General features: G+C 40.5%; 26 protein-coding genes and 1 pseudogene. 22 read left to right on the top strand and 5 right to left on the bottom strand.

Features of this window, described 5'->3' with window-relative positions:
- The 7 genes from Q0X72_RS06065 to Q0X72_RS06035 form a co-directional block, all read left to right on the top strand.
- Positions 1 to 1,164: pyridoxal phosphate-dependent aminotransferase (locus Q0X72_RS06065; protein WP_297762899.1), on the top strand; the 1,164-nt coding region annotated here is incomplete at its 5' end.
- A 33-nt stretch (positions 1,165 to 1,197) separates the two neighbouring features.
- Complete coding sequence (locus Q0X72_RS06060; RefSeq protein ID WP_297762897.1) at positions 1,198 to 2,178, top strand: NAD(P)-dependent alcohol dehydrogenase; 981 nt, start codon at positions 1,198 to 1,200, stop codon at positions 2,176 to 2,178.
- Positions 2,179 to 2,206: 28 nt separating this feature from the next.
- The gene (locus Q0X72_RS06055) at positions 2,207 to 2,932 is read left to right on the top strand and encodes a sulfite exporter TauE/SafE family protein (protein WP_297762895.1); all 726 of its coding nucleotides are present in this window, start codon (positions 2,207 to 2,209) and stop codon (positions 2,930 to 2,932) included.
- A gap of 92 nt (positions 2,933 to 3,024) precedes the next feature.
- Positions 3,025 to 4,014 carry a DPP IV N-terminal domain-containing protein gene (locus Q0X72_RS06050; RefSeq protein ID WP_297762892.1) on the top strand — a complete coding sequence of 330 codons (990 nt, stop codon included), beginning with the start codon at positions 3,025 to 3,027 and terminating at the stop codon, positions 4,012 to 4,014.
- A 33-nt stretch (positions 4,015 to 4,047) separates the two neighbouring features.
- The gene (locus Q0X72_RS06045) at positions 4,048 to 4,542 is read left to right on the top strand and encodes a DoxX family protein (protein ID WP_297762890.1); all 495 of its coding nucleotides are present in this window, start codon (positions 4,048 to 4,050) and stop codon (positions 4,540 to 4,542) included.
- 6 nt (positions 4,543 to 4,548) lie between these two features.
- On the top strand, positions 4,549 to 5,133 hold the full coding sequence (locus Q0X72_RS06040) for a phosphatase PAP2 family protein (protein ID WP_297762887.1): 585 nt from the start codon (positions 4,549 to 4,551) through the stop codon (positions 5,131 to 5,133).
- A gap of 10 nt (positions 5,134 to 5,143) precedes the next feature.
- Complete coding sequence (locus Q0X72_RS06035; RefSeq protein WP_297762884.1) at positions 5,144 to 6,811, top strand: formate--tetrahydrofolate ligase; 1,668 nt, start codon at positions 5,144 to 5,146, stop codon at positions 6,809 to 6,811.
- A 150-nt stretch (positions 6,812 to 6,961) separates the two neighbouring features.
- Here the strand turns inward: Q0X72_RS06035 and gldA are convergent, their stop codons facing one another.
- Positions 6,962 to 7,861, bottom strand: a complete 900-nt coding sequence (gldA, locus tag Q0X72_RS06030; RefSeq protein WP_297762882.1) for a gliding motility-associated ABC transporter ATP-binding subunit GldA — start codon at positions 7,859 to 7,861, stop codon at positions 6,962 to 6,964.
- A gap of 403 nt (positions 7,862 to 8,264) precedes the next feature.
- On the opposite strand from gldA, the gene Q0X72_RS06025 reads away from it, so the two are divergent.
- From Q0X72_RS06025 to Q0X72_RS06010, 4 genes are read left to right on the top strand one after another with little or no spacing between them, the layout of a single operon-like run.
- Entirely contained in the window at positions 8,265 to 9,092 is an 828-nt protein-coding gene (locus Q0X72_RS06025; RefSeq protein ID WP_297762880.1) for a prephenate dehydratase, read from the top strand.
- On the top strand, positions 9,089 to 10,240 hold the full coding sequence (locus Q0X72_RS06020) for an aminotransferase class I/II-fold pyridoxal phosphate-dependent enzyme (RefSeq protein WP_297762878.1): 1,152 nt from the start codon (positions 9,089 to 9,091) through the stop codon (positions 10,238 to 10,240). The genes Q0X72_RS06025 and Q0X72_RS06020 overlap by 4 nt, the downstream gene beginning before the upstream one ends.
- A gap of 2 nt (positions 10,241 to 10,242) precedes the next feature.
- A complete protein-coding gene (locus Q0X72_RS06015; RefSeq protein WP_297762875.1) occupies positions 10,243 to 11,103 on the top strand; it encodes a prephenate dehydrogenase in 861 nt (286 codons plus the stop codon).
- A gap of 7 nt (positions 11,104 to 11,110) precedes the next feature.
- Positions 11,111 to 12,193, top strand: coding sequence for a bifunctional 3-deoxy-7-phosphoheptulonate synthase/chorismate mutase type II (locus Q0X72_RS06010; RefSeq protein WP_297762872.1), 1,083 nt, complete (start codon positions 11,111 to 11,113; stop codon positions 12,191 to 12,193).
- Between the two features lie 106 nt (positions 12,194 to 12,299).
- On the opposite strand, the gene Q0X72_RS06005 is transcribed toward Q0X72_RS06010, so the two are convergent.
- Complete coding sequence (locus tag Q0X72_RS06005; protein ID WP_297762869.1) at positions 12,300 to 13,112, bottom strand: hypothetical protein; 813 nt, start codon at positions 13,110 to 13,112, stop codon at positions 12,300 to 12,302.
- 72 nt (positions 13,113 to 13,184) lie between these two features.
- Positions 13,185 to 13,625: a hypothetical protein gene (locus tag Q0X72_RS06000; protein WP_297762865.1), complete on the bottom strand. Its 441-nt coding sequence runs from the start codon at positions 13,623 to 13,625 to the stop codon at positions 13,185 to 13,187.
- A 99-nt stretch (positions 13,626 to 13,724) separates the two neighbouring features.
- On the opposite strand from Q0X72_RS06000, the gene rsgA reads away from it, so the two are divergent.
- The 11 genes from rsgA (at position 13,725) to dnaG (ending at position 24,906) form a co-directional block, all read left to right on the top strand.
- Entirely contained in the window at positions 13,725 to 14,669 is a 945-nt protein-coding gene (rsgA, locus tag Q0X72_RS05995) for a ribosome small subunit-dependent GTPase A (RefSeq protein WP_297762863.1), read from the top strand.
- A 33-nt stretch (positions 14,670 to 14,702) separates the two neighbouring features.
- A complete protein-coding gene (gene dtd, locus Q0X72_RS05990; protein ID WP_297762860.1) occupies positions 14,703 to 15,158 on the top strand; it encodes a D-aminoacyl-tRNA deacylase in 456 nt (151 codons plus the stop codon).
- Positions 15,155 to 15,481, top strand: a complete 327-nt coding sequence (locus Q0X72_RS05985) for a nucleotide pyrophosphohydrolase (RefSeq protein ID WP_297762857.1) — start codon at positions 15,155 to 15,157, stop codon at positions 15,479 to 15,481. Before dtd ends, Q0X72_RS05985 begins: the two co-directional genes overlap by 4 nt.
- 64 nt (positions 15,482 to 15,545) lie before the next feature.
- A complete protein-coding gene (locus Q0X72_RS05980; protein WP_297762855.1) occupies positions 15,546 to 16,796 on the top strand; it encodes a 3-phosphoshikimate 1-carboxyvinyltransferase in 1,251 nt (416 codons plus the stop codon).
- Positions 16,797 to 16,959: 163 nt separating this feature from the next.
- Entirely contained in the window at positions 16,960 to 18,009 is a 1,050-nt protein-coding gene (gene queA, locus Q0X72_RS05975) for a tRNA preQ1(34) S-adenosylmethionine ribosyltransferase-isomerase QueA (protein WP_297762852.1), read from the top strand.
- Between the two features lie 71 nt (positions 18,010 to 18,080).
- Entirely contained in the window at positions 18,081 to 19,124 is a 1,044-nt protein-coding gene (gene rlmN, locus Q0X72_RS05970; protein WP_297762849.1) for a 23S rRNA (adenine(2503)-C(2))-methyltransferase RlmN, read from the top strand.
- Positions 19,125 to 19,251: 127 nt separating this feature from the next.
- Positions 19,252 to 20,229 (top strand): polyprenyl synthetase family protein, encoded by a 978-nt coding sequence (locus Q0X72_RS05965; RefSeq protein WP_297762846.1) that lies wholly within the window; start codon positions 19,252 to 19,254, stop codon positions 20,227 to 20,229.
- 99 nt (positions 20,230 to 20,328) lie between these two features.
- Complete coding sequence (locus Q0X72_RS05960) at positions 20,329 to 20,895, top strand: RNA polymerase sigma factor (RefSeq protein WP_297762843.1); 567 nt, start codon at positions 20,329 to 20,331, stop codon at positions 20,893 to 20,895.
- Between the two features lie 15 nt (positions 20,896 to 20,910).
- The gene (locus Q0X72_RS05955; RefSeq protein ID WP_297762840.1) at positions 20,911 to 21,627 is read left to right on the top strand and encodes a hypothetical protein; all 717 of its coding nucleotides are present in this window, start codon (positions 20,911 to 20,913) and stop codon (positions 21,625 to 21,627) included.
- Between the two features lie 92 nt (positions 21,628 to 21,719).
- Positions 21,720 to 22,805 carry a hypothetical protein gene (locus Q0X72_RS05950; RefSeq protein ID WP_297762838.1) on the top strand — a complete coding sequence of 362 codons (1,086 nt, stop codon included), beginning with the start codon at positions 21,720 to 21,722 and terminating at the stop codon, positions 22,803 to 22,805.
- Between the two features lie 121 nt (positions 22,806 to 22,926).
- Positions 22,927 to 24,906 (top strand): DNA primase, encoded by a 1,980-nt coding sequence (gene dnaG / locus Q0X72_RS05945; protein WP_297762835.1) that lies wholly within the window; start codon positions 22,927 to 22,929, stop codon positions 24,904 to 24,906.
- 87 nt (positions 24,907 to 24,993) lie between these two features.
- On the opposite strand, the gene Q0X72_RS05940 is transcribed toward dnaG, so the two are convergent.
- Together Q0X72_RS05940 and Q0X72_RS05935 are read right to left on the bottom strand one after the other, a co-directional pair.
- Positions 24,994 to 25,623 (bottom strand): response regulator transcription factor, encoded by a 630-nt coding sequence (locus Q0X72_RS05940; protein WP_297762830.1) that lies wholly within the window; start codon positions 25,621 to 25,623, stop codon positions 24,994 to 24,996.
- Positions 25,624 to 25,788: 165 nt separating this feature from the next.
- A pseudogene (locus tag Q0X72_RS05935) lies at positions 25,789 to 25,883 on the bottom strand (NAD(+) synthase); the annotation flags it as partial.

Here is a 25,883-nt window from a genome sequence, read left to right as displayed (position 1 = left end):
GCCCAAAACCGAAACTTATTCCAATTTGGATTTGGGCAATCGCCCTTTATGCCGCCTACCAGCGTTCAGCAAGCTTTAAAAAATGCAGTTAAGCATAAAGAATATTCTTCCGTTCAAGGTGATCTGAAACTCAGGGAAAACATCGCCAGCTTCCATTATGCACATAATGGTTTACAAGTTGAGGCAGATGATGTCGTGGTAGCACCGGGGTCCAAAATTTTGATCTTTAATATTTTATTGGCTTTTGAAAAGGCTGATGTGTTTATCCCGGCCCCCGCGTGGGTTTCTTATAGCCCTCAGGCCAAATTGGCGGGGCATCATATCATAAAACTTCCGACATCTTTTGAACAGCGATGGAGAGTAACTCCTCAGGCGATCCATGATGCGGTAGCTAACAAACGGGTTAAACCTTCTATCCTGATCCTTAATTATCCCGGTAATCCGGATGGTCTCACATATACCAAGGATGAATTGTTGGCACTTACCAAGGCGGTAAGTAAGTACAATATGCTGGTTATCTCCGATGAAATATATGGGTTACTAGATCATAACAATGCGCATCTTTCATTTGCTACTTTTTATCCGCAAAGGACGGTCACTACCACCGGACTTTCAAAATGGTGTGGGGCAGGGGGATGGCGATTTGGAGCTGCACTCATTAGCAAAGGTTTGGAACCCACATTTAAACAAACTTTGTTGGGAATTGGTTCTGAAACCTATTCCTGTGCACCTGTTCCTGTGCAAATGGCCGCAAGGGTGGCCTACCAGGATTATAATAAAACAAAACCCTATATCAACAGACAAATACAAATCCTAAAAGAGATAGGGAATTATTGCAGTGAGGAACTAGGAAAAAGCAACATTAGAGTGCATCCGCCACAAGGAGCATTTTATCTTTTTCTTGATTTTTCGCTGTTGCAGGAAAAATTTGAAAAAATAGGGGTAGCCACTTCTAATGAAGTATGCAGTAAAATTTTAGCCGATACAGGCGTGGTACTTTTACCTTCCATTGCTTTTGGATTTGAAAGTTCTTTTTTAGGCGCCAGACTGGCCTATGTAGACTTTGATGAACCAAGGGAAGGTGAACGTTTTAGCATGAAAGAACATTGTCCTAGAATAATTAAAGGAATAGAGGCACTATGTCAATGGATTTCTGATATTTAAAATACGAAACTTCATTGTAGAATATGTATAAAAATGAAAGCCTTTATTTATAAAAAATATGGTCCCCCGGATGTTCTGCAACTTGTAGAGATCCCCGAGCCTGTCCCAAAACCAGACGAAATATTGGTAAAAGTAATGGCTACCTCTGTTAACCGAACAGACTGTGCTAATTTACGCGCTAAACCAGCGATAATGAGGTTGTCTATGGGCCTGTTCGTTCCTAAAAATCCTATTTTAGGAACAGAGTTTTCTGGCGAGATCGCAGCGGTAGGGAAGGATATATCCCAATATGAAGTTGGCCAAAGGGTATTTGGTTTTGCAGACAGTGGGATTAAATCCTACGCCGAATATTTGGTGCTTTCACCTAAAAATGCGTTTAGCCTTATTCCAAAAGATCTCACTTATGAGCAGGCAGCCGGCTGTATTGAAGGAGCTCATTACGCATATAATATGATCAATAAAATGACCTTACAAAATGGAGATCGTGTTCTGATCAATGGGGCTACAGGTGGTATTGGAACAGCAGCTTTGCAGCTGTTGAACTATCTAGGAATGCAGATAACAGCCGTATGTAATACAAAGAACATTCATTTAGCAAAATCGCTGGGTGCCGAGCATATTATCGATTGGGAACAAGAAAATTTTACGACATCACCGTTTAAATATCAGGCTATTTTGGATACTTCTGGGAAAAGTACTTTTGGTGTATGTAAGTCCCTTCTTTTACCGGGAGGAACTTATATTTCCTCAGAACTTGGTCCCTGGTCTCAGAATTTGTTTTATTCCCTTACAACAGCTTTGGTTGGAGCTATACCATTTACAGGAGGGAAGAAAGTAAAATTTCCATATCCTCCGGATATTATGCGGACTATCCGCTTATTAAAGAGTCTTATAGAAGAGGACCATTTCAGCCCTGTGATAGACCGCGTATATCCTTTCGAACAGATTCCTGAGGCGTTTCGCTATGTGGAAAAAGGCCATAAAACTGGTAATGTTGTTGTTTCTTTAGCATAATAGTATTGGCCAAATCATATTGTTTTTTATGAAATTAAATACCTTTTTTCTTCTTTTGGCATTATTGGCAGAGATCCTTGGTACCATAGGAGGTTTTGGCTCTTCTGTGTTCTTTGTGCCAATTGGTAACTTCTATTTTGATTTTTATTCAGTTTTAGGATTAACCGCCATCTTCCATTTGTCGAGCAACCTCAGCAAGATCTTCCTATTTAAAAAAGGTCTCAATAAGTCTTTGATCCTTTACCTGGGAATACCTTCTGTGCTCTTTGTGGTTATTGGAGGGCTACTTTCTAATCTTTTGGACACCTTTTATCTAGAATTACTTCTGGGTATTTTTCTCCTGAGCCTGAGCGGTTTGTTTCTCATAAAAAAGGAGTTGGTGATAGATCCTACCAAAAAAAACTCCGTGATCGGCGGGGCACTCTCAGGTTTTTCGGCAGGTTTGTTAGGCACAGGAGGGGCTATAAGAGGACTTACTATGGCTGCCTTTAATATGGAGAAAAGTGTATTTATTGCCACCTCTGCATTTATAGATTTTATGATCGACTTTTCCCGTACTATTGTCTATTATAAAAATGGATATATACATGATCATGATCTTATATATGTACCTTTTTTATTAGTGATAGGGTTACTGGGTACATATATTGGCAAAAAGATATTGGTATATATTCCTCAGTCCAAGTTTAAAAAGATCTCCCTGATCCTTATTTTAGTCATTGGAATTATAACAGTGGTAAAGCTGATCATGTAAAGGATTTATTATAGGTGCTGGAATCGATGGTACGGGAATTGGCCTTAAAGATTACTCCTTTTTTTATATCTTGAAAGCAAGAATTCTTACAAATGTTTAAACAACCATCATATATTTTCCCACTTGCTAATATCATTTCTGTTAGAAATGCATCTTATTTACTGCTGGGAACATTGGTCATTGTATGTCTGACAGGTTGCAAAGATGGACCAAAGTCTACGGCTGAAACTTCGATGACCGATATTACGGAACCCATCGGCAAAATAGCTTTTACTTCTAACAGGGATGGGAACAAGGAAATTTATTTAATGGCTCCCGACGGGAATCATCTTCAGAATATCTCCCAACACCCGGCCATGGAATACGGAAATTCCTGGTCCCCTAATGCCAGTTCTATAGCTACCTATTCCAACAGGGATGGCAATACCGAGATTTATCTTTTAGATTTGAAAGGTGAACCAGCCCTGAGATTGACAAACGATCCTGGTGAGGATGTCTTACCGGCCATTTCGCCAGATGGAAAGAAAATTGCTTTTATGAGCAATCGGAATCAAAAAAGCAGATCCCTTTACCTTATGAAGATTGATGGGAGCCAAGCTCTGGCCCTCACCAATAATGAGGCCTACGAAGAAAGCCCTTCATGGCATCCAAGTGGAAAAAGTTTGTTATTCACCAGACAACTTAAAGAGGAAAATGATACGACGTATGCTGCCAATGGGGAAATATTTACATTCGATCTCTCAACAAAAATTGCAACAAGAGTTTCTCACAAAGTGGGCTATGATTCTGGAGCGGTCTATGATCCCAAGGGCGAAAAGATCGCATTTTATGGTCCCGGGGAACAGAGCTTCGACATTTTTATGATGAATCCGGACGGCAGTGAAATTACAAACATCACTAAGGATACCCTGGATGCATACTCTCCTTCCTGGTCACCAGATGGACAATGGATAGCCTATACCGCTGGCGCTCAAAATAATTATGACATATATATCATTCACCTTTCCACTGGCGAGAGGCGTCAGCTTACTAAAACAAGCATTCGCAATGAACACCCTTCCTGGGCCCCGGCAAATAAATAGTATCCAAAATAAGATTTCAAAAGAGACATGTCCATGAAGAAAATACTTCACCTTTATAAATACTTTAATAATCCGGTCTTACAAAAATCGGTCTGGGCCGATCTTCTTCTTTTTATCCCACGCTTTATTTGCGGATTGTTATTGGCTATTGATTTTGGAGCTTCAAAGTTTGGCATGCCATGGTCCGATCCCAAATTGAATCTGGGCCTTTTTGAGGTGGTGTATTGGTTTCCGGAAGATGTAGCTCAGTTTGGGGGAATCTTTGCCATGTACCCTGTATTCTTTGCCTGGATAGCGGGATTTAGCGAAACAATCGGCGGACTTATGCTGGTGTTGGGGTTCAAAACCAGGATCGCTGCCTTCCTGATTGTATGTACCATGCTGGTAGCCATTTTTTTACAACAAATAGACAATGGCGTATGGAATATGCTTCCCGCTTTAGGCTTTCTATGGGTAGGTTTATATAGTTTGATCAATGGCTCCGGCCGATTCGGTCTCGATTATCTAATCATTAAAAGAATGAAATAAGGTTCTATGAATAGGCGATGGGTCCTCTTATTAATTTTTCTATGCTATTTTGGAATGTGCAATACCTATTCGCAAGATGGCAATGACGGCACCCATGAACGCTGGGAATACATCCTGGAAGATACGGGTGACGTTCTGCAAATAGCTTTGCCCTTGTCTGCCGGACTAGCAACTATATTTCAAAAAGATTATCAGGGTACAAAACAATTGGCCTTTTCTTATGCCACCACAATGGCACTTACCTATACCCTCAAATACACTACCAAAAGACAACGACCAGAGGGGCGCACCTCCTATGATTCCTTCCCGTCTGGGCACACCTCTTCGGCATTTTCAGGTGCCTCCTTTATACAACGTCGATACGGCTGGAAGTACGGGAAATATGCCTATATTTTAGCAGCCTTAACTGGAGTTAGCAGAATGGAAGGTCCGGATGGCTATCACGATATTTGGGATGTACTGGGAGGAGCTGCCGTAGGCATTGGTAGCACGTATATATTTACAAAACCATATGAAAATCCGAAAATAGAAGTTAGCTTTTCAGCCAATAAGGACATGAAACTACTTACGTTTCGATGGAATATCAATTAATTAAAATAATATGACAGACATTCAGATCGCCCAGAGCGTCAAGGAAAAGCACATTAGGGATATAGCCGCAGGACTGAGCATCTCAGAAGATCATTTAGAATATTATGGGTCTAACAAGGCAAAGTTGCCTCTTAACCTAATAGAGGAAGCTTCAGTAAAAGAAGGAAATCTTATTCTTGTAACCGCTATTACGCCTACTCCGGCTGGGGAAGGCAAGACTACTACCTGCATAGGACTGGGTGATGCTTTAAATCTTCGAAAGAAAAAAGCGGTCATTGTGTTGCGCGAACCAAGTTTAGGACCTGTGTTTGGTATTAAAGGAGGTGCTGCCGGAGGAGGTTGGAGCCAGGTGATCCCCATGGTAGATATCAACCTTCATTTTACGGGCGACTTTCATGCCATTGAAAAGGCAAATAATTTATTGGCTGCCTTGATCGATAATAACATACAAAGCAAAACACGAAACCTTGGAATAGATCCGAGGACCGTTATTTGGAAGCGCTGTATGGATATGAATGACAGAGGGCTGCGTCATATTGTTGCAGCACTGGGCGGTAAGGCAGGAGGGATTCCACGGGAAACCGGATTTAATATCACAGCCGCTTCAGAGATCATGGCAATTCTGTGTCTTAGTAATAGTCTGGAAGACCTTCAGGAGAAATGCGGGGATATTTATGTGGGCGACACCTGGGAGGGGAAACCTGTATATGCAAGAGACCTGAAGGCGCAGGGAGCCATGACCGTATTGTTAAAAGATGCCATTAAGCCTAACTTGGTGCAGACACTGGAAGGGAACCCGGCTATTATTCACGGCGGACCTTTTGCAAACATCGCCCAGGGAACCAATTCAATACTGGGCACAAAAATGGGCATGAGTTTAGGTGAATTTGTGGTGACAGAAGCCGGCTTTGGCGCAGATCTGGGAGCAGAGAAATTTCTGAATATAAAATGCCGGCAGGCTAATTTATCTCCCAAGGCAATAGTTTTAGTGGCTACTATCCGTGCCCTGAAATACCATGGGGGAAAAAAGTTGGCAGAACTCACGGAGGAAGATGTAGAGGCCTTAAAAGCTGGTATGCCCAACTTAGAAAGACATGTTACTAGTTTACAGAGCTTCGGTTTACCCGTAGTGATTTCGGTCAATGCTTTTAGCACTGATACAGAAGCAGAGAAAAAAGTTTTATTAGAACATTGTAAAAAATTAAATGTACCAACGGCACTGAGTTATGGCTGGGCCGATGGCGGCAAAGGATGTACAGACCTGGCAGATCTGGTAATAGATGCCGCTGCCTCCTGTAAGGGGGCCTTTAAACCCACTTACCAGCTCAACGATCCTATAAGGACCAAGATGGAAAAGATATGCAGAACTATTTATGGGGCTACCAATGTGATCCTGACAAATGTGGCAAATAGTCAGATGAAGCGATTTGAACGCATGGGTTATGGAGAACTACCAGTTTGTATTGCAAAAACTCAAAAGAGCCTGAGTGATGATGAAAAAAGACTGGGCAGGCCCAAAAATTTCGATATCAATATTCGTGAATTCGAGATCGCAACGGGCGCAGGATTCATTATTCCCATTGCCGGGAATATATTGAGGATGCCCGGATTACCGGCCACTCCTTCTGCAGAAAATATTACAATAGACAAAGAAGGTACTATCTCAGGACTATTTTAATTGTAGAGATTCACCAAGGGCAATTAAAAAGTTCAAAATAAGTAAGAAGCTACAACTAGTTATATCTATCATTCTGGTCTCTTGCAAAACCAAACTTACCTAGAAATTAATTATTACCGGTTTACAGCAACCAGTGGAAATTGTCTGACCTCAGGATGCAGTTGTCAATTCTGTGAAAAGGCTTTCCAGATTCTTGTTTTTGCGACTGAGTTGCAAGGTTTTTAATTGATTGTCATGCGCAAAATCGAATACCACAGGTCGCATATCCTTAGAATGTGTAAAGGTGATCTCATACACAAAACCAACGGTATTCTTCACATTGGTCACATGAGGAAGCTTTAATAAAAATGCTTCTTCCACCCTGTAATCGAATTCCACTTCAATGATTTGTTCTGCTGCTTCTCTGAGGTCGGACAGATTTTGATCGGCCACCAGGCTTCCCTTATTGATAATGAGAACCCGATCACAAACGGCCTCTACTTCTTTCATGATATGGGTAGAGAGTAAGATGGTCTTATTTTTCCCAATATCACGGATCAACTTTCGGATCTCCAGGAGTTGATTGGGATCCAAACCGGTTGTAGGTTCATCAAGAATAAGAACGTGAGGGTCATGTAAAAGTGCTGCTGCAAGGCCTACTCGTTGCCTGTATCCCTTAGACAGTTGCCCTATTTTTTTATGGGCTTCGGCACTAAGGCCAATTTGATCGATTACCTCTTCAATTCGATCTTTAGATACCTTGTAAACTTCGGCATTGAATTGCAAGTACTCCTTAACATACATCTCCAGGTATAATGGATTATGCTCTGGCAGATAGCCAATGCTCTTTTGAACATTTCTGGCATCTGTAAGTACATTGAATCCGTTGACCAAAGCTACTCCTTCATCTGCTTTTAAATAGGTAGTAAGTACCTTCATCAGGGTAGATTTGCCGGCACCGTTGGGTCCCAGGAAACCTACTATCTCTCCTTTTTTGATCGTAAAAGATACATCCTTCAGTGCTAATTGCTTTCCGTAGGATTTAGTAAGATGCTCAACGTTAATAGACATATGATCCTTAATTCTCGAGTAAAAATACACAATGGATATAAAAAAAGTGAGAAGTGAACCACCTTTCTTTCTTCCTTAATTTGGTGACTTGTTGGTGATATTTGTCATTCTCTTTTAGTTCTTGATTATAGAATTCTCAGAAAAAATCGATCTTTGAAAAATTATTCGCAATTATATTTCGATATTCATCAACATTCAAAAAAATAAATACTTAGGAGCCAATTTTTCAATTTAATAATTACCTTAGCCTCAGTTTTATAGCAAAATGACAAATACTAATTTCTGGAACGGGTTCTATTTTTACTTCTTTTTTAAAAGAGGAAAGGGACTGATGTAGGTAATTGTGAAACGATAACAATACAAGTCCCGTAGAAAACGGGGCTTTTTTTTTGTGACAACTAAGGTGAAAAAACGGATAGCCATACAGGGAATCAAAGGATCGAACCATCATCAGGTGGCTCGCGAATATTTTAGTGACGCTATAGACCTGGTGGAATGTTTGTCGTTCCATGGGCTGGTAGACCAATTACTAGATGGTAGTGCAGATAAAGGAGTGATGGCCATCGAGAATTCTATCGCAGGGTCTATTATTCCAAACTATGCGCTGGTGTACGAAAATAACCTGCATATCATTGGGGAGCACTACCTGAACATTCACCATAATCTAATGGCACTAAAAGGGCAGACCTTAGCGGATATCAAAGAAGTGCGTTCGCACCCTATGGCCCTGCTGCAATGCCGGGAATACCTCAAGACCCAGGCACATATTAAAATGGTAGAGGATGTAGATACAGCTGAAACAGCAAAGAGGATTCAGGATCAACAACTAAAAGGAGTTGCGGCTATTGCCCCGGCAGTGGCAGCTGATTTATACCATCTTGAGATCATTGCACCGGAAATTCAGACCATTAAGAATAATGCTACCCGGTTTATTATTGTAAAAACAACGAATAAGGAACTCCCCAAAGAGGAGATCAATAAAGCATCTATACGATTTATCACAGATCACAAAAGAGGCAGTTTGGCAACCGTCCTAAACGTAATGAGCGACTGTAGTTTAAATCTAACCAAGATCCAGAGTTTACCAATCATAGAGACCCCATGGAAATACGCATTTTTTGTGGATGTTACTTTTGATAAGTTCGAGTATTTCGATAAAGCAAAAGCGCTTCTCAATATTATGTCTGAGGATTTTAAAGTTTTGGGGGAATATAAAAATGTGATGGTATGATTAAGACGGCAAATAGGCTTACTACCATAGAAGAATACTACTTCTCCAGAAAGTTGAGGGAAGTAAGAGGACTTATGGCCGAGGGTAGGCCAATTATTAATATGGGAATTGGGAGTCCGGATCTGGCACCCTCCAATGGGGTGTTGCAGACAATGAAAGAAGCTCTAAACGATAATGGAGCCCACCAATATCAAAGTTATCAGGGCCTACCAGAATTGAGGCAGGCCATTGCAAGTTTTTATAAGGATAAGTTTGGTGTAACTGCAGATCCTCAAAATGAAATTCTCCCGCTCATGGGGTCAAAAGAGGGTATTATGCACATAAGCATGGCCTTTCTTAATCCTGGCGATGAGGTTTTAATTCCCAATCCGGGATATCCTACCTATCAGGCTGTGACCAAATTGGTAGGTGGTGTACCACGAAGCTATGATCTTTTAGAAGAAAATAATTGGTTTCCGGACCTGGAAAATCTCGGCAAGGAAGATCTTTCAAAGGTAAAGTTAATGTGGGTAAGCTACCCGCATATGCCAACCGGAGCAATGGCCTCTCTTGAAAAATTGAAGCAATTGATAGCCTTTGCCAAAGAGCATACTATCTTATTGGTCAATGATAATCCGTATAGTTTTGTCCTGGGCACCAACCCAACAAGTATCCTGGAGATAACAGGTGCCAAAGAGGTAGCACTCGAATTGAATTCACTCAGCAAGACATTTAATATGGCCGGATGGCGCGTAGGGATGGTGCTTGGAAAACAAGATCATATTGAGGCTATTTTAAAAGTGAAAAGCAATATGGATTCCGGGATGTTTTATGGGATCCAACAGGGGGCTATAGCAGCCTTGCAGAGCGGGAAAGCCTGGTTCGAAGAATTAGATGCCGTGTATACATCTCGAAGGAAACTTATGTTTCAGCTGGCAAGCCTGTTACAGTGTACTTATGATACTGAAGCGGTAGGGATGTTTGTATGGGCAAAATTACCGAAAGGATCTATTTCTTCGGAAGAATTCATAGATGAGATACTGTATAAGAAGAATATTTTTATTGCTCCGGGTACAATTTTTGGCAGTAACGGAGAGGGGTATATTAGGTTTTCACTTTGCGTACCTGCCGAAAAGATCAAAGAAGCTATAGCGCGTTTTAAAGACTAAAGATGAAAATAGGAATTATAGGGATCGGATTAATAGGAGGCTCGCTGGCCAAAGACCTTAAAAAGGCCTATACCGGTGTGCATATTACCGGTCTGGATGCTAGTGAGGCACATTTGGAAACTGCCATGAAGCTGGGAATTATTGATGCCAAGGGCGATAGAAATTCTTTAAAGGACGCAGAGATCATATTTCTTGCTATCCCTGTAGATGCAGCAGTAATTGCCTTGCCGGGAATACTGGATGTAGTGCAGGACGAAGCACTGATCATTGACGCAGGCTCAACAAAGGGGTTGATCTGTTCCACAGTAAAGTTGCACCCCAAAAGACGAAATTTTCTCGCATGTCACCCTATTGCCGGAACAGAATTCTCTGGTCCAACAGCGGCCATAGAAGGACTTTTTCAAGGGAAGACAAATATTATTTGTGAAGTGGAAATGACGGCTTTCAAATTACAAGAGAAGGCCTTGGATATCTTTAGGAAGTTAGGAATGCGAATCCGGTATATGAATCCGGAGGCTCATGACAAACATATAGCCTATGTCTCCCATTTGTCGCATATCAGTTCTTTTATGCTGGGGAAAACGGTGATCGAAAAGGAAAAGAACGAACGCGATATTTTTGATATGGCCGGGAGTGGTTTTGAGAGTACTGTTAGACTTGCCAAGAGTTCTCCGGCAATGTGGACACCCATCTTTGATCAAAATAAAGAGAATGTTATTGAAACACTGGAAGAATACATTCAAAATTTAGAAGCTTTTAAGCAAAAGTTAAAAGATGATGATCTTGAAGGCCTCTTTAAGGACATGCAGGATACAAATAAAATAAAGGATATATTAAAAGGAATACCCTTGAACAAATTATAAGGATACTATGGAAAATTCAAAGGATTTAAGAAACTGGTTAGATAATATGGCCCTCTCGCACCCGTTGGTGATCGCAGGCCCTTGCAGTGCTGAAACGGAAACCCAGGTACTACAAATAGCCCATGAGCTGAAAGACACAGACGTTAACTATTACCGTGCAGGGATCTGGAAACCACGTACCCGACCTGGAAATTTTGAAGGGGTTGGTGCCATTGGTCTAAAATGGTTACAGAAGGTAAAAAAGGAAACCGGATTAAAAACGGCAACTGAAGTAGCCAATAGAGCCCATGTAGACCTGGCCTTGGAACACGACATTGATTTGTTGTGGATAGGAGCCCGCTCTACGGTAAGTCCTTTTATTGTTCAGGAAATAGCAGATGCATTAGAAGGGACAGATAAAATAGTATTGGTAAAGAATCCTGTAAATCCTGATCTTTCTTTGTGGTTAGGGGCAGTAGAGCGACTTCATACCGCCAATATCAAGAATCTTGGGGTTATACATCGTGGCTTTTCTACCTATGAGAAAACGAAGTTTAGAAATATTCCTGAATGGCAATTGCCCATTGAATTACAAACCAGGTTCCCGGACTTGCCTTTGATCAATGACCCATCGCATATCACCGGGAAACGAGATCTAGTCTTTGATATTTCTCAGACTGCTCTGGATCTGAATTTTGACGGACTTATGATAGAGACCCATTGCGATCCGGATAACGCCTGGAGCGATGCCGCACAGCAAGTTACCCCTAAAAAACTCGTACAGATCATGGAAGATTTAAAAATTAGAAAGGAAACAGACGAAGAAGCAGAATACAGTGGCAAGTTGAGCAATCTTAGGGCACAGATCGATATAATTGACAATCAACTTATAGATATGCTGGGGAAGCGCATGAATGTTTCTGACGGAATAGGACAATTAAAGAAACAACGCAATGTGGCTGTACTGCAAACAAATCGATGGAACGCCATTCTGGGTAAAATGATCCTGGAAGGCGAGTCTAAAGGTTTGAGCGAAGAATTTGTACTTAAGATGTTCAAGGCAATTCATCAGGAATCTATAAACCATCAGGAGAAAATAATTAATAACTAATTACCGGGGGCATATTTGATGGTAGATAACTAAACCAGCGTCATCCATTTAAAAAACCCTGATCTCAGAGATCAGGGTTTTTTTAATTATAAAGGATCTTTGCCTGTTATTGAATTGAAAAATCGAAAACGGACTGGTTGTCCCTGCCTTGAGGTACCGCACCTTGGTAGATGAAACAATATTCTCCTGGTTCCAAAGCATCTGGTGTTACTTTAAACTTATTGCCTTCTATTGTTTCAATATTAAAGTTGAGGGCGTATTTAGGGTCAATACCGCTACTGCTTGTGATCCAGCTATTCTTACCGGTTATGATCTCCCGTAGGTTCTTTCTCTCTTTGACCGTTAATTTAACCAGTACAAATTCGTTGGGATTGCTCGCCATTCGAAACCACCAGTTAAAAATGCCTGTATCCCCACCCTGGCTGTTTTGCATATTGTCGACCTCCGTTACACTTGGATCAAAGATAAAAGTGAATTCAGGGGAGCTGGTAGATAACACATTGTTCGATTGAATACCCGGAAGTTGTGCTTTTTCCTTAGAGTTGATCAATCCGGAAACCAGTTTTTGGGCAGCAGCATTCGAATTGGATCCGGAAAAAACACTGGGTTGAATGATTTCCTGCTCACCACTCGAGTTGGTGTAATATATCCCTGTTTTAGATTTAGTGTTTTGTCTTGACTTGGCCATGATCAAGGATAATACCTCAGAAGATACTCCTGCATCTTTCATTTTTCCAAGTGCTGAAATAGATGCATCGAACTTTACATCAGAGTTGTTGATCTTGTCTATGATCATAAAATCATCGAACCCCAATTCTACCATCTGAATCACGGATTCATTGGTGATTGTTTCCTGAGCTAATCCAAGGGAAGCAAAAGAGAGGCAAAAGAGTAATAATAGGTTTCTTAGTGTTTTCATTTTGTGGTTATTAGGTTGTTATTCTTATATGAAGGACCTCTAAATTACAAAATTTTTCCACTGTTTTACATCCTATTTTTTAAATATATAGCGAGTAATAAAAATACCCTGCCCGTCCCCTTTACCGCCTTCACTTTCTACGGCACTGGTGACAAAAGCCAGTTCCCATCCTTCAGAGATCATGGTGTTGATCATAGATGTAATAAGGGCATCATTGGCGGCAATGTTTTGAAAACGAATGCCCCCCAGATTATAAAAGTTGAGCAATTTTGTTTCTTCAAAATTTTTCACCCTGATCTCGCCTCTATCAGATTTGTTACGGGTATTGTCTTCCTCAGATTGGACACTTGTAAATTCTTTATAATCCTTGGCTTCCTGTGCATTGATAATTCTTGATCTTCCCATACCATTGGGAACAATAGATTCTACACTAGTGATTACCTTAAATTCCTGTGCTTCAAGGCCTATTACAAATGTGAAGACCAAGAATAAGAATGACATGCTTTTTTTCATATGAGTTGCTTTATAATGGTTACTATTCCTATTTACAGCTTAAAGATAACGGTTCGTCTAAAAGTAAAATTGTTTCTTTGCAATGAGATATGAACAAGAATGAAAGGCACTGTTTATAAGTCTACTGGAAGCTGGTATACGGTAAAAACTACTGAGGGGCATTTTATTGAATGCCGGATCAAAGGAAAATTCCGGATCAAGGGGATCAAAAGCACTAATCCCATTGCGGTTGGGGATAAAGTAAACTTTGAACTAGAGGAAACCGGAGATATCACCTATGGTGTCATCCATACTATAGAAGACCGGAAAAATTATATAATTCGCAAATCCGTAAAGCTCTCGAAACAAACGCATATTATTGCCGCCAATATTGACCTGGTTTTTTTAATGATCACCATAAACAACCCTAAAACGTATACTATTTTTATCGATAGGTTTTTGGCTACTTCTGAAGCGTACGACATAACAACGGTATTGCTATTTAATAAAATAGATTCCTACAACGATGAAGAATTGATGGAGGTTAAATTTTTGGCTGCAATGTATCGCAAAATAGGCTACACCTGCATAGGTATTTCTGCTAAAGAAGGAACGTATGTAAATAAAGTAAAGGAACTTATGGTGGGAAAAACCAGCATATTTGCCGGTCATTCAGGAGTAGGAAAATCCACCCTGATCAATGCTTTAGAACCAAACCTTGCTTTAAAAACCGCTGAGATCTCTGAACAACATTTACAGGGTCAGCATACAACGACTTTTGCTGAAATGTATGATCTGAGTTTTGATGCACAGATCATAGATACTCCCGGGATCAAAGGCTTTGGTCTTGTAGATATGGAAAAAGATGAAATAGGGGACTATTTTCCTGAATTTTTTAAGTTAAAACAAGATTGTAAATTCAATAATTGTCTGCATATTGATGAACCGCAATGTGCAGTAAAGGAGGCTCTCGAAAATGATAGTGTCTCATGGAGCAGGTACAAGAGTTATCTGCAAATGGTAACCGGAGAGGAAGATACATATCGTTTTGATGTTTTTGAATAAAAAAGCAATGATTGGTATAAAACAACATAACCAATGAGGGCAGTCATTCAACGAGTAGCCTGGGCACACGTAACCGTAGATAATAAAAGGCTCTCGGAAATTGGAGAAGGCTTGCTGGTCCTATTGGGAATAGAAGATGCAGATAGCCCTGAAGATATTGCCTGGCTGACCCGTAAGATCGTAAACCTGCGTATCTTTAATGATGAGGATGGGGTAATGAATAAATCTTTGTTGGAGAGAGGCGGCGATGCTATTGTTGTAAGTCAGTTTACTCTCCATGCAACAACCAAAAAAGGAAACAGGCCTTCCTATATCAGAGCTTCGAAACCAGAGGTGGCCATACCACTCTATGAGCAGTTCGTAATTCAGATGGAGCTAGATCTGGGAAAAAAAGTAGGTACTGGGATCTTTGGGGCCGATATGAAAGTGGCTCTTTTGAATGACGGACCTGTTACAATAATGATGGACACAAAAAATAAGGATCTATGAATATAAAAAATGCACAAATCGCAGTAGATGAATGGATCAATGCTCATGGGGTTCGCTATTTTAATGAACTAACCAATATGGCCCAATTAACAGAAGAGGTAGGGGAGGTTGCACGTATCATAGCCAGGCGCTATGGGGAGCAAAGTGAGAAACTATCAGATAAGGATAAGGATCTTGGGGAGGAACTGGCAGATGTTCTTTTTGTGGTTCTCTGTCTTGCCAACCAAACAGGGATAGATCTGGAAGCTTCATTTGACAAGAAACTTGCGGTAAAGACAAAACGCGATCACCAACGTCACCAGGATAACAAAAAGTTGAAATAATCCTATCTTTGATGCATCAGATCCCCTTTAATGTAGCTGATCAAAATCCTTAAATCCAAGCCGCTTGACACTTCACCTCTCAGGTCCTCCCAATTCCGTTTTTAGGTCCACCATCAAGATCACCGGATCTAAGAGTGAATCTAACCGACTCCTAATTCTACAGGCTCTTTATCCTAATCTAACTATAGATAACTTGTCTAATGCTGATGATGTGGAAGTAATGCAGCAAGGGCTTACAGTAACGAAAGGGGAAGTAGATATTCATCATGCAGGTACTGCCATGCGATTCCTTACAGCATATTTTGCATCCAAAGATGGAGCTGATGTATTGCTTACCGGTTCATCAAGGATGCAGGAACGGCCTATAAAAGTATTGGTAGAGGCGCTACGAAACCTGGGGGCAGATATTCAGTATCAAAAAAATGAAGGATATCCTCCGCTTAAGATCAAAGGCAGAAAACTCACGGCACAAAAAGTAAGCTTGCCTGCCAACATCAGTAGCCAATATATCTCCGCTTTATTGCTGATCGCCGCTAGCTTGCCAAACGGATTAGAAATAGAATTACTGGGTGAGATCACCTCAGTTCCCTACATCAAAATGACATTGTCTCTCTTGGAGGCTTTGGAAATTAAAACCACCTTTAAAGCCAATACAATCAAGGTTTATCCATTTAAAACAGCAGAGCCAAAGAATGTGGTAGTGGAGTCTGACTGGAGTTCTGTATCTTATTACTACAGCATTGTGGCCCTAAGTGAGATAGGCACAGAATTGGAAATTTCTTCCTTTACTCCTAACAGTCTGCAAGGAGATAGGATTCTGGCCGAAGTGTATACTCATTTTGGAGTAGAAACAATTTTTAAAGGTCAGGCCCTTCAACTTATCAAGCGATCAAAAGCCATAAAAAATATTGACGAAAATGGCCATGATATACCACTTTCTCTCCATTTAGCAGATGCGCCAGATATTGCACAAACAATTGTTGTGACCTGTTTTGGTTTAGAAATAGGCTGTCACCTTACTGGTTTACATACATTGAAGATCAAAGAAACAGACCGACTTGAAGCCCTGAAGAACGAACTTACCAAGTTAGGAGCAAAGGTAAAAGTGTCAGACAAAGATTTGGAGTTGGAGGCAGGTGGCAAGGCCAAAAAGGACGTCACTATAGAAACCTATAACGACCATCGAATGGCCATGGCATTTGCACCTTTAGCAATGAAGACGACCCTGTTTATAAATGATGCAGGGGTGGTCTCAAAATCGTATCCCGACTTCTGGAAAGATCTTCGTGAACTTAAATTTAAGGTCACTTCATAAGATTCCTTATTTAATTATTGTTTTACTTGACAACGCCTATTTCAGGGTCGTATATTTGCAGGCTTGAAAAAGGGCGTAAAACCAAAATTTTGAACCATTCTTAGGATTCTTATTTGAGTTTTCATCTCTTTCAAAAAATATCAGCCTAAAAAAGTAATACTCTATGAAATTATCTCATTTTAGTTTTGAACTTCCTGAGGACTTATTGGCAGAATATCCGTCAGAACACAGGGATGAATCCAAGTTAATGGTCGTACATAAGGATACGGGTAAAATTGAACACAAAATGTTCAAAGACCTTATCAACTATTTTGACGAGGACGATGTTATGGTGTTGAACAATACCAAAGTGTTTCCGGCCAGATTATTCGGGAATAAGGAAAAGACCGGGGCGCGTATCGAGGTGTTTTTACTACGTGAATTAAATGAAGAGCAACGCCTTTGGGATGTTTTGGTAGATCCTGCAAGGAAGATCAGGATAGGGAATAAACTCTATTTTGGTGAAGATGAAAGCCTGGTTGCTGAGGTTATAGACAACACCACTTCCAGAGGACGTACCCTTCGTTTCTTGTACGATGGTGCTTATATCGACTTTAGAAGAAAACTGCGTGAATTGGGCCAGACACCATTGCCAAAATACATTAAGCGCGATGTAGAACCATCTGACGAACAACGGTATCAAACTATTTATGCAAAACATGAAGGGGCAGTGGCAGCACCAACTGCAGGTCTGCATTTTTCCAAACACCTTTTAAAACGACTTGAGATAAAAGGGATCAAATTTGCTGAGGTAACCCTGCACGTAGGATTAGGTACCTTTAATCCGGTGGAGGTAGAGGATCTTTCCAAACATAAAATGGATAGTGAAGAGTTGGTGATCGATGAGAAAGCAACTGAAATTGTGAACAATGCCAAAAACAATAAACGAAGAATCTGCGCGGTTGGAACAACAGCAATGAGAGGCCTGGAAAGTGCCGTGTCTTCGAAGCATATGCTAAATACCTTTGATGGCTGGACAAACAAGTTTGTCTTTCCACCCTATGAGTTTAGTATCGCAAATGCCATGGTCACTAATTTTCATTTACCTAAATCTACCCTATTAATGATGGTCTCGGCATTTATGGGACACGATCTGATGAAACGAGCATATAAGGAAGCCATCATTGAAGGATACCGTTTTTATTCCTATGGTGATGCCATGCTGATCATTTAATTCAACTAATAATCTCAAGATCCTGCACCACCAATATTCGCTTGGAGGAGCAGGATTTCTTATTTTTAAACATGGATACCATTCAAAAGAAAGACATCCGGGCCTTAAACAGGGAACAACTCAGATCCTTTTTCAAGGAAAGTGGAGATGAGGCCTATAGGGGAGACCAGGTGTTTGAATGGTTGTGGAAGAAAGGTGCGCATTCCTTTGAGGACATGACCAATCTCTCTAAAAAGACAAGGGCCATGCTGATGGATCAATACGTGATCAATCACATCAAGGTAGATAAAATGCAGCGCAGTTCAGACGGGACAATTAAAAACGCAGTGCGCTTGCACGATGGACTAATTGTAGAATCGGTTTTAATTCCTACCAGTACAAGAACTACAGCTTGTGTTTCGAGTCAGGTTGGGTGCAGTCTGGATTGTAAATTTTGTGCCACTTCCAGGCTGAAAAGGATGCGGAACCTGAATCCGGATGAGATCTATGATCAGGTTGTGGCTATTGATCGTCAAAGCAGACTATATCACGATAGGCCTCTGAGCAATATTGTTTTTATGGGCATGGGAGAACCTTTAATGAACTATAACAATTTATTAAAGTCTATCGAAAAGATCACAGGGAGTGAAGGATTGGGGATGTCCCCTAAACGGATCACTGTGTCTACTTCCGGTGTGCCAAAGATGATTCGCAAGATGGCCGATGATGAAGTGAAATTTAAATTGGCAGTTTCCCTGCACTCAGCGATCGATACAATAAGGACCTCTATTATGCCTTTTAATGCGACCTTTACACTGCCTGACTTAAGGGAATCCTTGATTTATTGGTATCAAAAGACAAAAAGCAGGATCACTTATGAATATGTGGTCTGGGAGGGAATCAATGATACCCAGAAAGATGTAGATGCCCTGGTCGATTTTTGCAAATTTGCCCCTTCAAAAGTGAATCTTATAGAATACAATCCCATAGATGACGGAGCTTTTCAGCAAGCAGGAGAAGCGGCACTAAACTTATATGTCAATACACTGGAAAAGAATGGGATCACCGTTACCGTTAGGCGTTCGCGTGGGAAGGATATTGATGCGGCCTGTGGACAATTGGCAAATAAATCATAGCGCATTTACCCTAAGAGGAATTGTATAAAAGTGAATGGAATAATATAAAGTACACTGTCACCAAGTGGGTGGCAATTTTTACCTAATTTTAAAGCAATACTAAGACAATAGTAGCAAACCCACTTCATTGAAAATCGTATCTCAAATAAAGGAACCTGTTAGCAAGGAAATGGAGCTCTTTGAGCAAAAGTTCTTTGAATCCATGTCGTCTAAAGTTGCCCTTTTAAACAGGATCACTTACTATATAGTGAACCGGAAAGGGAAGCAAATGAGGCCTATGTTTGTGTTTCTCACAGCCAAACTGGTGAATAATGGTGAAGTTAACGAGCGTACCTATAGAGGCGCTTCGGTCATAGAACTAATTCACACTGCTTCTTTGGTTCATGACGATGTAGTGGATGAAAGTTATAAACGTAGGGGCTTCTTTTCGATCAATGCCCTTTGGAAGAACAAGATCGCCGTTTTGGTGGGGGATTATCTCTTGTCTAAGGGAATGCTATTATCTGTGGAGCATGGAGATTTTGATCTGTTAAAGATCATTTCAGTAGCTATCAGAGAGATAAGCGAAGGGGAATTATTACAATTGGAAAAAGCAAGACGACTGGATATTGACGAAACGGTTTATTACGAGATCATAAGACAGAAAACCGCCACACTTATTGCCGCTTGCTGTAGTTTGGGTGCTTGTTCTGTACAACCCGATTCTACACATGTGGAGACATTCAGGAAGTTTGGTGAGTTGTGTGGTATGGCCTTCCAGATCAAGGACGATCTTTTTGATTACGGGGAAACAAAAATTGGAAAACCTACAGGGATAGATATCAAGGAACAAAAAATGACGCTCCCGCTGATTTATGCTCTTAATAATGCTTCCGATAAAGAAAAACGTTGGCTTATCAATTCGGTGAAGAACCATAACAGAGACAAGAAAAGAGTCAAACAAGTCATTCAATTTGTCAAAGACAAAGGAGGTTTGGAATATGCAGAATCTAAAATGCATGCTTATCAGGATGAAGCCCTTCAAATCCTGGAGACCTATCCGGATTCACCATATAAGGAGGCCTTGCAGTTAATGGTGAACTATGTTGTAGATCGAAAAAAGTAATTGATCGCCAATCGATTTAAAAAAATAATTGAAATTTCTACTGCCTGAGGCAACGTTTTTGATGTTTAGTTCGTCTATAACAATAGAAGACCACACTTAATGAAGATCATTTCATTGTATGAGAACCAAAAGAGGATGCTTAATAAAGCATTGAAAGGGGACAGAAATGCTCAGCGTTTGCTTTATGAGAAGTTTGCCCCTAAGATGTTATCTGTTTGCAGGCAATATGTAAAGGACCAACATTTTGCAGAGGATGTGATGATCAGTGGGTTTGTAAAAGTCTTTAAAGGATTACATACATTCCGAAATGAAGGCAGTTTTGAAGGATGGGTTCGCAGGATCATGATAAGGGAAGCGATCTCCTATCTGCGAAAAAATCAGTTTGTTGTCTTTGATTCAGATCAACTAGATATGGTTGCTGAAGAAACTGTATTTATGGAATCAACGTTGCAGGCGTCGGAAGTACAAGTACTAATAGATTCTCTGCCGGAAGGCTATAAAATGGTCTTTGTGCTCTATGTCGTTGAAGGGTATAGGCATAAGGAAATAGCGAATATGCTTGATATTTCGGAGAGCACGTCAAAATCACAGCTTTTTAAGGCCAAAAACTACTTACAACAAAGAATTAGCAGTATGGCACTATCAAAAAAAGTGCAATCGTACTAGTAAAATGATAAGATCATGGCAAAGAATAGTGTAGAAAATAAAATAAGAGAGGTATTGCATGAGCGAACTATGGCTCCCTCTGAAAATGCCTGGAGAAAGATCGAAGTTCAACTGGGATCTCACTCAGAAGTGAAGAAAAAGGGGTATTGGGCGTATGGGATAGCAGCAGGGTTTATTGGAATTTTATTTGTTTCAATATTCTTTCTTTCTCAGCCCGGCGCTGAGGTGGTTCCCACACAGGAAGTAGTGAATACCGGAGACACTAATTTGGATGTATCAAACACATTAGAAATTCAGGAGTCATTATCAGAGCATCCTGAGAATACAAGTGAGATGGTACATAAGGATGCTATGCAGGATAATAGGCAATTACCAAATGAAGTATTGGTGCAAAGTGCGGGACAACCAAAATTTTTAGACGAGAAGATGGTGGAGTCCTTTGTAACCTTAGAGAAGGTAGATACAAAAATAGCAGAGGTGATGACTCAGGTAGCCATTTTGGAACAAAATCAGGGGGCTATAAGTGATGCTACGGTAGATTCTTTATTAAGAACGGCTCAGAAAGAACTGCTGGGAGAGCGAATTTTAGGAGGATCTCAATCAGTGGATGCCCTTGCCCTCTTATCTGACGTGGAAGACGAACTCAACCAATCCTTTAGGGATCAATTATTTGAAAAATTGAAAGATGGCTATGTAAAAGTAAGGTCGGCCATTGCCTATCGCAACGAGTAATCAACACATATACTATATAGTAATTTCTTCATACAGGGGTATGAGGACAGGAGAAGTTTATTCATCAATCATTCATCAAAAACACGAGAATCATGACAACATTATCTAAAGTAACCGTGGGGATCCTTATTTTTTTCCTGGCACAAAATCTTATGGCTCAGACAACTGTGCAACAACAGATAGATTCATTAAAACAGCAAAAAGAGCAAGTGAACTTTACAGAGAAAGAAGCCCTGAAGAGGGAAGTGGAGGAGATAGTACAGCGTCAAAAAAGGGGAGAGATCACTTTGGAAGAGGCTAGGGAACTAAAGCAGGAAGCCGCCAGGAAAAGAGCCTTGAACATTGAGAACAAACTGGCCATACTAGACAATACAATCGCCCTGTTGGATCGTAATGAGGGTATCGAAAGTTTTCCACAAGACACGGTACCTTATGTTACTAAAATTGAAATAGGATGGGGTCATAAGGATCAAGATAATAGTCGGATATTTGGTATTAAATATTCAGATAGAAGTGAACCAAGACCAGTAGTTTATGATCGCAGGACCTATTCGGACATGGTCCTGGCCTTTGGAATAAATAATGCCATTATTGATGGGCAATCATTAAGTGATTCTCCTTATGAATTAGGGGGAAGCCGATTTTTTGAGATTGGGGCAGCATGGCGTACCAGGGTATTTAAGAATTCTAATTTCATGAGATTTAGTTATGGTATCTCCCTTCAATTCAATGGGTTACAGCCAAAAGACAATCAATATTTTGTGAGCACCGGCCCAGAAACAACACTGGAGACCTTTGATGTAGATCTCAAAAAGTCAAAATTGCGAATGGATAATCTGGTGGTGCCTCTTTATCTTGAGTTTGGTCCTTCGAAATTCACCAAAACAGATAGTAAAATAAGATATTCCATTCGAAATCAGTTCCGCATTGGAATAGGAGCATATGGGGGATTAAATTTGAGTGCCCGTCAAAAGTTAAAATACGACCGCAATGGGGAACGGGCAAAGGACAAACTTAAACGTGGATACAACACTAATGACCTTGTCTATGGACTGGGTGCCTATATAGGTATTGATGGGGTATTGCTCTATACAAAATACGATCTGAATCCCATATTTAAGGATGCAACTACGGAGCAAAGGAACATTTCATTTGGGGTTAGATTCGATCTGGACTAGGAAATAAAAGTCTGGCAACCCCGGGTATCATATTAGCTTTGATAATTCATTTATAAAACAGGGATTTGTTTTTTAAACCGTCCCTGTTTGTGTATTTTTAACGTTCCGTAACTGTTAAGCATTGATCGCAAAAAACACAATAGACCAGGTATACGAAACTGCCCGCGTAGAGGAGGTTATTGGCGATTTTGTAAACCTTAAGAAGTCGGGTTCCAACTTCAAGGGATTAAGCCCGTTCACAGATGAGCGGTCGCCTAGTTTTATGGTATCACCGGTGAAGCAGATCTGGAAGGATTTCAGCAGCGGTAAAGGGGGTAATGTGGTCGCTTTTTTAATGGAGCATGAGCATTTTACCTATCCGGAAGCCATTAAATATCTGGCGAAGAAATATCAGATAGAGGTAGAGGAAACGGAACAAAGCAATGAGCAAAAAGAACAGGCTAATGAACGGGAGAGCTTGTATCTTGTTTCTGAATTTGCACAGGGATATTTTGCAGACATCTTATGGAACACAGAACCAGGGAAGGCGATAGGGCTTAGTTATTTTAAAGAGAGAGGTTTTACCGAAGAGACCATTCGAAAGTTTGGTTTGGGGTACGGACTAGATGAATGGGATGCTTTTACGAACCATGCCCTGGAAAATGGGTATCAGCTCACTTTCTTAGAGAAAACGGGACTTAGTATAGTAAAAGAGGATACTTCACGACCAGGACAATCCAGAAAATTTGATCGTTTTAAGGGAAGGGTATTATTCCCTATCCATTCATTAAGTGGAAGGGTCCTCGGATTTGGAGGTCGAATCCTTAGTAGTGATAAGAAAGCTGCCAAATATGTGAATTCTCCTGAAAGCGGGATCTATCACAAAAGTAAGGCTCTATACGGCATCTATTATGCAAAACAAGCCATCGCAAAAGAGGACAATTGTTTCCTTGTGGAGGGGTATACCGATGTCATTCAACTACATCAACGCGGAATAACCAATGTAGTAGCTTCCAGTGGTACCGCTCTCACCCCGGAACAGATCCGGATGATAAATAGGTTGACCAGTAATATTACTGTGTTGTTCGATGGCGATGCAGCCGGTTTACGTGCATCACTCCGTGGTATAGATCTTATTCTGGAACAGGGAATGAATGTGCGCATCTGTACTTTTCCGGAAGGGGAAGATCCGGATAGTTTCGCTAAGAGCAATTCATATGAAGAGGTTGTCCATTATCTGCAGGAACAAGCCAAGGATTTTATCCAATTCAAGACCTCATTACTGGCAGAGGAAGCCGCCAATGATCCAATTAAAAAAGCAGATACCATACGCGATATTGTTGGAAGTATTGCCAAGATCCCGGATCGTATTAAACGCGAACTCTATATTCAGCAGTGTGCAGCCATGATGAACATCTCTGAGGAGGTTTTGTTCAACACCCTGGCCCAGATCAGTAAAAAAGCATATACAGAAGCTAACAAGCAAGTTAAGAACGAGCAAAAAGCCTTCGAGGTGATCCGAGAGACCCCGAGAGAAACGAAGGTAGATGTGCAATATGAGTTGGAGCGAAAGATCATTGAGATCTTGTTGCTTTACGGAAATGAAGAACAGCAATTTGAAGACCTGGTCCTTAAAGAGAATGAGGCCGGAGACCTTGTTCTGGAACCCGAACGCGTGGAAGCACGTGTGTATGAAAAGATCTATTTGGATCTGCAGGAAGATGAGATCGAAATGACACATGACCATTTCAAAAAGATCTATTATAGTTTGATGGAAACCCTGAATGAAAAAGAAGATTTTAGTATTGCATCTTTTTTAAATGAACTAGATCAGGAACTGGTAAATAATATTTCCTCTATTTTGATGGAGGAGGAAAAATACAGACTCCACAATTGGGAAAGCAAGGACATTTATCCCAAGGAAAAAGCTACCTCAATTTCTCAATTAGTTAGTGAAACCATCCTCACTTTACGTTGTTATCTCATCAAAAAAAGGATCAATGCCTTACAGCAAAATACGGAGGACGAAACAGATGATAACCGGGAGGTTTTAGAAGAGATAGTGAATTACCTGCAGTTGAATAAATTGTTGAGTAGCAAGCTAAATAGGGTCTTATCGTAAAAGCCTTAAAAAGCAAAATATGAAGTTGGATATCGCAAAAAAAACCCCCTGAAAGTTCAGAGGGTTTTTTAAGTTTGGTTATTGAGCTTAATAGAGTTCCAGAGCCTTTGCTTGTTGCAACAGGTCTACCAGATTATCTACATTTAATTTCTTCATTAATCGGGATTTATAAGTGCTGACGGTCTTTTCGTTCAAATTGAGTCCCTCGGCAACATCTTTGTTGCGTTTACCACTCGCGAGCAGTTTAAGCACTTCTACTTCCCTGGTTGAAAGTTTTCTGAAAAATCTACGTTGTTTTTGGGTTCCTTCGTCGAACGCAAGGCGTTGCGCCAATTCGTTCGTAATAAACATTTTTCCCTGACTAACTTTTTTTACTGCACTGATAATGTAGTCTAATTCAGAGTTCTTGGAAAGATATCCAAAGGCACCCGCTCTAATGGTGCTTAACGCGTACACATCCTCAGACTGTCCGCTGTAGATTAAAACCTTTACATCGGGAAATTCCTTTTTTATCTTTCTCAAAGTTGCTATTCCATTGATCTCAGGAATATCCATTTCCAGAATTACTACGTCTGGTATGGAATTCGATAAAAAATTGAATAGTTCGGTAGTAGTTGCTACATCTCCTAAAACGTCAAAATCTGGGACTGTATTAAGTACTTCTTTAATTCCCAGGCGGACAATGGGATGGTTGTCGGCAATTAGAATTTTAATCATTAGGTGGGTTTTTCTAGATATTATGCCTCGATTTTATGCACAACTCTAACATGCAATGTAAGGTTTTAATATCTAATTTCTATGGCAAAACTGTACTTTTTTTATGGTTTTACTACAATTTGCCGCCACTAATTCGTCTTAAATGCCTGATTATTAGGTGATCGGTTATTTTAGTGTCTCAGGAATCTTACAAACAGGTATAGGAATCATCTTATGTTTATTAGCTGAATTATACTTCTTGTAGATCTGGAAAACTTCCG

The organism is uncultured Muriicola sp., from assembly GCF_947258935.1.
Classification (GTDB): domain Bacteria; phylum Bacteroidota; class Bacteroidia; order Flavobacteriales; family Flavobacteriaceae; genus Muriicola.
The sequence above is the reverse complement of the archived record's forward strand: the minus strand, read 5'-3'. Positions and strand labels throughout refer to the sequence as shown.

Excerpts from the sequence above, each read along its gene's own strand:
- Q0X72_RS06060 (WP_297762897.1), top strand. The coding sequence starts at position 1,198 with ATGAAAGCCTTTATTTATAAAAAATATGGTCCCCCGGATGTTCTGCAA.
- Q0X72_RS06055 (WP_297762895.1), top strand. The coding sequence starts at position 2,207 with ATGAAATTAAATACCTTTTTTCTTCTTTTGGCATTATTGGCAGAGATC.
- Q0X72_RS06050 (WP_297762892.1), top strand. The coding sequence starts at position 3,025 with ATGTTTAAACAACCATCATATATTTTCCCACTTGCTAATATCATTTCT.
- Q0X72_RS06045 (WP_297762890.1), top strand. The coding sequence starts at position 4,048 with ATGAAGAAAATACTTCACCTTTATAAATACTTTAATAATCCGGTCTTA.
- Q0X72_RS06040 (WP_297762887.1), top strand. The coding sequence starts at position 4,549 with ATGAATAGGCGATGGGTCCTCTTATTAATTTTTCTATGCTATTTTGGA.
- Q0X72_RS06035 (WP_297762884.1), top strand. The coding sequence starts at position 5,144 with ATGACAGACATTCAGATCGCCCAGAGCGTCAAGGAAAAGCACATTAGG.
- gldA (WP_297762882.1), bottom strand. The coding sequence starts at position 7,861 with ATGTCTATTAACGTTGAGCATCTTACTAAATCCTACGGAAAGCAATTA.
- Q0X72_RS06020 (WP_297762878.1), top strand. The coding sequence starts at position 9,089 with ATGATTAAGACGGCAAATAGGCTTACTACCATAGAAGAATACTACTTC.
- Q0X72_RS06015 (WP_297762875.1), top strand. The coding sequence starts at position 10,243 with ATGAAAATAGGAATTATAGGGATCGGATTAATAGGAGGCTCGCTGGCC.
- Q0X72_RS06010 (WP_297762872.1), top strand. The coding sequence starts at position 11,111 with ATGGAAAATTCAAAGGATTTAAGAAACTGGTTAGATAATATGGCCCTC.
- Q0X72_RS06005 (WP_297762869.1), bottom strand. The coding sequence starts at position 13,112 with ATGAAAACACTAAGAAACCTATTATTACTCTTTTGCCTCTCTTTTGCT.
- Q0X72_RS06000 (WP_297762865.1), bottom strand. The coding sequence starts at position 13,625 with ATGAAAAAAAGCATGTCATTCTTATTCTTGGTCTTCACATTTGTAATA.
- rsgA (WP_297762863.1), top strand. The coding sequence starts at position 13,725 with ATGAAAGGCACTGTTTATAAGTCTACTGGAAGCTGGTATACGGTAAAA.
- dtd (WP_297762860.1), top strand. The coding sequence starts at position 14,703 with ATGAGGGCAGTCATTCAACGAGTAGCCTGGGCACACGTAACCGTAGAT.
- Q0X72_RS05985 (WP_297762857.1), top strand. The coding sequence starts at position 15,155 with ATGAATATAAAAAATGCACAAATCGCAGTAGATGAATGGATCAATGCT.
- queA (WP_297762852.1), top strand. The coding sequence starts at position 16,960 with ATGAAATTATCTCATTTTAGTTTTGAACTTCCTGAGGACTTATTGGCA.
- rlmN (WP_297762849.1), top strand. The coding sequence starts at position 18,081 with ATGGATACCATTCAAAAGAAAGACATCCGGGCCTTAAACAGGGAACAA.
- Q0X72_RS05960 (WP_297762843.1), top strand. The coding sequence starts at position 20,329 with ATGAAGATCATTTCATTGTATGAGAACCAAAAGAGGATGCTTAATAAA.
- Q0X72_RS05955 (WP_297762840.1), top strand. The coding sequence starts at position 20,911 with ATGGCAAAGAATAGTGTAGAAAATAAAATAAGAGAGGTATTGCATGAG.
- Q0X72_RS05950 (WP_297762838.1), top strand. The coding sequence starts at position 21,720 with ATGACAACATTATCTAAAGTAACCGTGGGGATCCTTATTTTTTTCCTG.
- Q0X72_RS05940 (WP_297762830.1), bottom strand. The coding sequence starts at position 25,623 with ATGATTAAAATTCTAATTGCCGACAACCATCCCATTGTCCGCCTGGGA.